The sequence below is a fragment of the Enterobacter sp. A8 genome (assembly GCF_004296595.1).
Lineage (GTDB): Bacteria > Pseudomonadota > Gammaproteobacteria > Enterobacterales > Enterobacteriaceae > Enterobacter > Enterobacter cloacae.
On record NZ_SCMF01000001.1, the window covers coordinates 1,694,486 to 1,701,541 of the forward strand.

At 53.2% G+C, this 7,056-nt stretch carries 4 protein-coding genes and 2 rRNA genes; 3 read left to right on the forward strand and 3 right to left on the reverse strand.

From position 1 onward, the window contains the following. Positions 1-12: 12 nt before the first annotated feature. From pat to EQV24_RS07970, 3 genes are all read left to right on the forward strand, one after another. On the forward strand, positions 13-2,676 hold the full coding sequence (gene pat, locus EQV24_RS07960; RefSeq protein ID WP_130626396.1) for a protein lysine acetyltransferase: 2,664 nt from the start codon (positions 13-15) through the stop codon (positions 2,674-2,676). A 110-nt stretch (positions 2,677-2,786) separates the two neighbouring features. Beyond that, complete coding sequence (gene pssA, locus EQV24_RS07965; RefSeq protein WP_029882218.1) at positions 2,787-4,142, forward strand: CDP-diacylglycerol--serine O-phosphatidyltransferase; 1,356 nt, start codon at positions 2,787-2,789, stop codon at positions 4,140-4,142. A 43-nt stretch (positions 4,143-4,185) separates the two neighbouring features. After that, complete coding sequence (locus EQV24_RS07970; RefSeq protein WP_040023403.1) at positions 4,186-4,509, forward strand: YfiM family lipoprotein; 324 nt, start codon at positions 4,186-4,188, stop codon at positions 4,507-4,509. On the opposite strand, the gene EQV24_RS07975 is transcribed toward EQV24_RS07970, so the two are convergent. The 3 genes from EQV24_RS07975 to EQV24_RS07990 all read right to left on the reverse strand — a co-directional run. Continuing rightward, a complete protein-coding gene (locus EQV24_RS07975; RefSeq protein ID WP_013098335.1) occupies positions 4,506-5,801 on the reverse strand; it encodes an MFS transporter in 1,296 nt (431 codons plus the stop codon). The two genes, EQV24_RS07970 and EQV24_RS07975, sit on opposite strands and share 4 nt — an antisense overlap. A gap of 261 nt (positions 5,802-6,062) precedes the next feature. Continuing rightward, a 5S ribosomal RNA gene (gene rrf / locus EQV24_RS07980) occupies positions 6,063-6,178 on the reverse strand. A gap of 187 nt (positions 6,179-6,365) precedes the next feature. Next, a 23S ribosomal RNA gene (locus tag EQV24_RS07990) occupies positions 6,366-7,056 on the reverse strand; the annotation flags it as partial.

Sequence of the window (7,056 nt, forward strand, 5' to 3'; positions counted from 1 at the left end):
CAGGAGGCCTGCATGAGCCAGCGAGGGTTAGAAGCGCTACTACGTCCTAAATCCATAGCCGTTATCGGCGCATCAATGAAACCGGATCGCGCTGGCTATCTGATGATGCGCAACCTGCTGGCCGGCGGATTTAATGGCCCCGTTATGCCCGTTACACCGGCCTATAAGGCCGTTCAGGGGGTGCTTGCGTGGCCTGATGTGCAGAGCCTGCCTTTCGTACCCGATTTGGCCGTACTTTGTACAAATGCGAAACGTAACCCGGAACTGCTGGAATCGCTCGGCAAGAAAGGGTGTAAGACCTGCATTATCCTCTCATCTCCTCCTGAACAGCAGCCCGAGCTTCTGGCATGCGCCAGCCGCTATCAAATGCGTATTCTCGGGCCGAACAGTCTGGGATTACTCGCCCCCTGGCAAGGACTGAATGCCAGCTTTTCTCCAGTGCCGATCCGTAAAGGCAAACTTGCTTTTATTTCGCAGTCGGCTGCGGTATCCAACACAATCCTTGACTGGGCCCAGCAGCGTGAGATGGGGTTCTCCTACTTCATCGCCCTGGGTGACAGCCTGGATATCGACGTGGATGAACTGCTGGATTTTCTGGCGCGTGACAGCAAAACCAGTGCGATCCTGCTTTATCTTGAACACCTCAGCGACGCCCGTCGTTTTGTGTCGGCATCGCGCAGCGCATCACGTAATAAACCCATCCTGGTCATCAAAAGCGGACGCAGCCCTGCAGCACAGAGCCTGCTGCATTCCCACTCCGGGATGGATCCCGCCTGGGATGCGGCTATCCAGCGCGCGGGTTTACTGCGGGTACAGGACACGCACGAACTTTTTTCCGCCGTCGAGACGTTGAGTCATATGCGTCCGTTGCGCGGAGAGAAATTAATGATTGTCAGTAACGGCGCAGCTCCGGCGGCGCTGGCGCTGGACGAACTGTGGTTACGTAATGGCAAGCTGGCCACGCTCGGTGAAGAGACGCTTCAGCGCCTGAGAGAGGATTTACCCATCAGCGTTGCCCCCGGGAACCCCCTTGATTTACGCGATGATGCCAGTAGCGATCGCTATATCAAAGCAATCTCTATTTTGCTGGATAGTCAGGATTTCGATGCGCTGATGATTATCCACTCCCCCAGCGCGGTCGCTCCTGGCAGTGAGAGCGCGCGAGCCCTCATTGAAGCAGTGCGTAACCATCCGCGTGGTAAATACGTCACTCTGCTTACCAACTGGTGCGGTGAGTTCTCCTCTCAGGAGGCGCGGCGATTGTTCAGCGAAGCGGGGTTGCCAACGTACCGCACCCCGGAAGGGACTATTACCGCCTTTATGCATATGGTGGAGTACCGTCGTAACCAGAAACAGTTACGTGAAACTCCAGCATTGCCCGGCAATCTGACGGCAAATTCCGTCGACGTTCACCGGCTGTTGCAACAGGCTATCGATGAAGGTGCGACATCGCTGGACACTCACGAAGTGCAACCCATTCTTGGTAGCTATGGGATGCAGACGCTGCCAACCTGGATCGCCAGCGACAGCGCGGAAGCAGTACATATTGCCGAACAGATTGGTTATCCGGTCGCCCTTAAGCTTCGCTCACCGGATATTCCCCACAAGTCCGATGTGCAGGGGGTAATGCTGTATCTTCGAACCGCGGCTGAAGTTCAGCAAGCGGCAGATGCTATTTTCGACCGCGTAAAAATGGCCTGGCCCCAGGCCAGGATCCACGGACTGCTGGTGCAAAGCATGGCGAACCGCGCGGGCGCACAGGAATTGCGGGTGGTTGTTGAGCACGATCCGGTTTTTGGCCCGCTCATCATGCTGGGAGAAGGTGGCGTGGAATGGCGCCCTGAAGAACAAGCCGTGGTGGCCTTACCGCCGTTGAACATGAACCTTGCTCGCTATCTGATTATTCAGGCCATCAAAAGCAAAAAAATTCGTGGCCGGAGCGCCCTGCGTCCGCTCGATATTGCGGGGTTAAGCCAGTTCCTGGTGCAGGTCTCTAACCTGATAGTCGATTGCGCGGAGATCCAGCGGCTGGACATTCATCCTCTGCTCGCCTCCGGCAATGAGTTCACGGCGCTGGACGTCACGCTGGATATCGCACCATTCGAAGGCGACAGAGAGAGCCGTCTGGCAATCCGTCCTTATCCTCTGCAACTGGAAGAGTGGGTGGAGATGAAGAACGGTGAGCGTTCGCTGTTTCGCCCCATTTTGCCGGAAGACGAACCGCAACTGCGGACGTTTATCTCTCAGGTCACGAAAGAGGATCTTTACTATCGCTACTTCAGCGAAATCAACGAATTTACCCATGATGATTTAGCCAATATGACCCAGATCGACTACGATCGAGAAATGGCCTTTGTCGCCGTTCGTCGTTCCGAAAACGGTGATGAGATCCTTGGCGTGACGCGTGCTATTTCAGATCCGGATAACGTCGATGCGGAGTTTGCCGTACTGGTGCGCTCCGATCTTAAAGGCCTGGGCCTTGGGCGGCGGCTACTGGAAAAACTCATCAGTTATACGCGCGATCACGGATTGTTACGCCTGAATGGCATTACTATGCCAAACAATCGCGGTATGGTGACCCTGGCGCGAAAACTCGGTTTTGATGTTGATATTCAGCTGGACGAGGGGATTGTTGCCCTCTCCCTCACTCTGAAATCGCCGGATAAACCCGAGTAAGCTACTGGAAATGTTACCCACTTTGGACGGGACTGGTGGTATCATTGTCCGCTTATGTTGTTTGCATGGTACAGACAACCCTTCAATGAACAGAGAAGAAACGCACTGTGATGTTGTCAAAATTTAAGCGTAATAAACATCAACAACACCTTGCTCAACTACCGAAGATTTCTCAGTCAGTTGATGATGTAGAGTTCTTTTACGCTCCCGCTCATTTTCGGGAGACGCTTCTGGAAAAGATTGCCAGCGCCACGCGACGCATTTGCATTGTGGCACTCTATCTTGAACAAGATGAAGGTGGCCGCGCGATCCTGAATGCGCTCTACGAAGCCAAGCGTCAGCGTCCTGAACTGGATGTTCGCGTGCTGGTTGACTGGCACCGCGCTCAGCGTGGCCGTATTGGCGCTGCTGCTTCAAATACAAACGCAGACTGGTATTGCCGCACGGCGCAGGAAAATCCTGGCGTTGATGTCCCTGTTTACGGGGTGCCGGTGAATACCCGTGAAGCGCTTGGCGTACTCCATTTCAAAGGGTTCATCATCGATGACAGCGTGCTTTATAGTGGCGCGAGTCTGAATGATGTTTACCTTCATCAGCTCGATAAGTATCGCTACGACCGCTACCATCTGATCCGTAATTCGCAGATGGCCGACATCATGTTTAACTGGGTGGATAAACATCTGGTACATGGCCGTGGTGTGAATCGCCTTGACGATCCTCATCGACCGAAAAGCCCGGAAATCAAAAACGACGTTCGCGCGTTCCGCCAGGAGCTGCGCGATGCGGTTTATCATTTCCAGGGCGATGCAAACAACGAAGAGCTGTCCGTTACACCTCTGGTGGGCTTAGGCAAATCCAGCCTGCTGAACAAAACGATTTTCCATCTGATGCCGTGCGCAGAGCAGAAGCTCACTATCTGTACGCCGTACTTTAACCTTCCCGCCGTGCTGGTGCGCAATATAATTCAGCTGCTGCGCGACGGTAAAAAAGTGGAAATTATTGTCGGTGATAAAACGGCTAATGACTTTTTCATTCCTGAAGATCAACCCTTCAAAATCATCGGCGCCCTGCCCTACCTTTATGAGATTAACCTGCGTCGTTTCCTCAGTCGCTTACAGTATTACGTAAACACCGACCAGCTGGTGGTGCGTCTCTGGAAAGATGAAGATAACAGCTATCATCTCAAAGGAATGTGGGTTGATGATGAATGGATGCTGCTGACCGGCAACAACCTGAACCCTCGTGCCTGGCGTCTGGATCTGGAAAACGCAATTCTGATCCACGATCCACAACATGAACTGGCCGCGCAGCGTGAACGTGAACTGGAACTTATTCGTACACATACGACGGTTGTTCGTCATTATCGCGAGCTACAGAGCATTGCCGATTATCCGGTGAAGGTTCGTAAGCTTATTCGCCGTTTGCGTCGCATCCGTATCGATCGTCTTATCAGCCGTATTCTGTAATATCCAGGCCCTGCCACCCGCAGGGCTTTTTATGGAGCTGTTGATGCGTCTTCCTCTGTTAGTCATGACCCTCTGTTTAACCGGCTGTAGCCATATGGCGAACGATAGTTGGTCCGGCCAGGATAAAGCGCAACACTTCCTCGCATCCGCGATGTTGTCCGCTGCCGGTAATGAGTACGCCCAGCACCAGGGGTATAGCCGGGATCGTAGTGCGGCAATCGGCCTGATGTTCTCAGTCAGCCTTGGGGCATCTAAAGAATTATGGGATAGCCGCCCCTCAGGGAGCGGCTGGAGCTGGAAAGATTTTGCCTGGGATGTTGCCGGTGCCACGACCGGCTATGCCGTGTGGCAAATGGCGCATTATTAAAGACGAATACCTTTCCCTTTGCGATGCAGCATCAGGGATACGATAAACGCCAGCGCCCCCATGATCGTCACATACCAGAAGAATGTCGTTTCGCTTCCCCATGATTTCAGGGACAGCGCAACGTACTCCGCCGAACCACCAAACAGGGCATTGGCGACCGCATAAGAAAGCCCTACTCCCAAAGCACGCACCTGTGCCGGGAACATCTCAGCCTTGAGTATCCCGCTGATCGAGGTGTAGAAACTCACAATCACCATCGCCAGCATCACCAAAGCAAATGCGGCATAAGGTGATGAGACGTGCTGAAGCGCGGTTAAAATGGGGACGGTACATAAGGCGGACATGCCACCAAAAATCAACATCGATGTGCGACGGCCAATCTTATCTGAGAGCGCACCAATTAGCGGCTGTATCAGCATAAAGACGAACAGCGCGGCGGTCATGATGACGCTGGCGACGTTGGCGTGCATTCCCGTGGTATTCACCAGATACTTTTGCATGTAGGTGGTAAAAGTATAAAAACTGAGTGAACCACCGGCGGTGAAACCGAGAACCATCAGGAAAGCTTTGCGGTTTCGCCACAGTCCTTTAAACGATCCCGCTTCCTTCAGCGCCCTGACCTCTTTTTGCGAGGTTTCGTCTAGCTGACGGCGCAGCCAAAGCGCGACGATCGCCAGTGCAGCTCCCATCGCGAAAGGAATTCGCCATCCCCATTCATGAAGCTGGCTGTCTGTGAGGATCTGCTGCAGGATCACGACAACCAGAATGGCCAGCAGTTGACCGCCGATGAGCGTGACATACTGGAAAGAGGCGTAAAAACCCTTCCGACCTTCAAGTGCAATTTCACTCATGTACGTGGCGCTGGTGCCATACTCTCCCCCAACGGAGAGTCCCTGGAATAAACGAGCCAGCAATAAAAGGGCGGGCGCCCAGGTTCCAATAGCGTCATACCCCGGCAGACAGGCGATGATAAGGGAACCAAAACACATCATGCAGACCGAGATCAGCATGGAGGTTTTACGCCCGCGACGGTCTGCGATACGGCCAAATAACCAGCCACCAATCGGTCGCATTAAGAATCCTGCTGCAAATACACCTGCCGTTTGCAGTAGCTGCGTTGTGGTGTTTCCTGACGGGAAGAAAATATGTGCGAAGTAAAGTGAACAGAATGAGTAGACGTAAAAGTCGAACCATTCAACCAGGTTACCGGATGAGGCACTAACAATTGCCCATACCCTTCTTCGGGTATCACTGGCAACCAGCGTCCCGTTCGATGTAATGCTTTCGGTCATTATGATTATACTCCTGCCATAAACAACGGCATGCTGAGCTCTGAAGGAACTCAATACCTTGTAAATTAAATGTTATTATTTTGTTATAAATAACATTGCGAGGGAGATCACAAATTTCGTTAGCAAGGTAAGTTCCGGAGAAAGCCCAGGTGGGGAATGGTGCGGTCTGATGCCCTCTCCCGCAGGGTGAGCGTGAGAGTGAGGGAGAAAACAAAAGCAAAAAACCCCGCACCTTACGGTACGGGGTTCTTCTTATTTGATGCCTGGCAGTTCCCTACTCTCACATGGGGAGACCCCACACTACCATCGGCGCTACGGCGTTTCACTTCTGAGTTCGGCATGGGGTCAGGTGGGACCACCGCGCTACAGCCGCCAGGCAAATTCCTGTGCTCTGTCCTGTGTCTTTTGGGCTGATACTGCGTTGGCTGCTCTCGTAAAGTCAGTCACATACCTCAGTATGCTCCTTCCTTTCCTTCGCTTGCCGCCTTGTCTCAGCGCAAAATCCTTCGGACTCTGAATCAAAGCTGAAATTCTGTCTCTTCGCCAAAACATCTTCGGCGTTGTAAGGTTAAGCCTCACGGTTCATTAGTATCGGTTAGCTCAACGCATCGCTGCGCTTACACACCCGACCTATCAACGTCGTCGTCTTCAACGTTCCTTCAGGAGACTTTAAGTCTCAGGGAGAACTCATCTCGGGGCAAGTTTCGTGCTTAGATGCTTTCAGCACTTATCTCTTCCGCATTTAGCTACCGGGCAGTGCCATTGGCATGACAACCCGAACACCAGTGATGCGTCCACTCCGGTCCTCTCGTACTAGGAGCAGCCCCCCTCAATTCTCCAGCGCCCACGGCAGATAGGGACCGAACTGTCTCACGACGTTCTAAACCCAGCTCGCGTACCACTTTAAATGGCGAACAGCCATACCCTTGGGACCTACTTCAGCCCCAGGATGTGATGAGCCGACATCGAGGTGCCAAACACCGCCGTCGATATGAACTCTTGGGCGGTATCAGCCTGTTATCCCCGGAGTACCTTTTATCCGTTGAGCGATGGCCCTTCCATTCAGAACCACCGGATCACTATGACCTGCTTTCGCACCTGCTCGAGCCGTCACTCTCGCAGTCAAGCTAGCTTATGCCATTGCACTAACCTCCTGATGTCCGACCAGGATTAGCTAACCTTCGTGCTCCTCCGTTACTCTTTGGGAGGAGACCGCCCCAGTCAAACTACCCACCAGACACTGTCCGCAACCCGG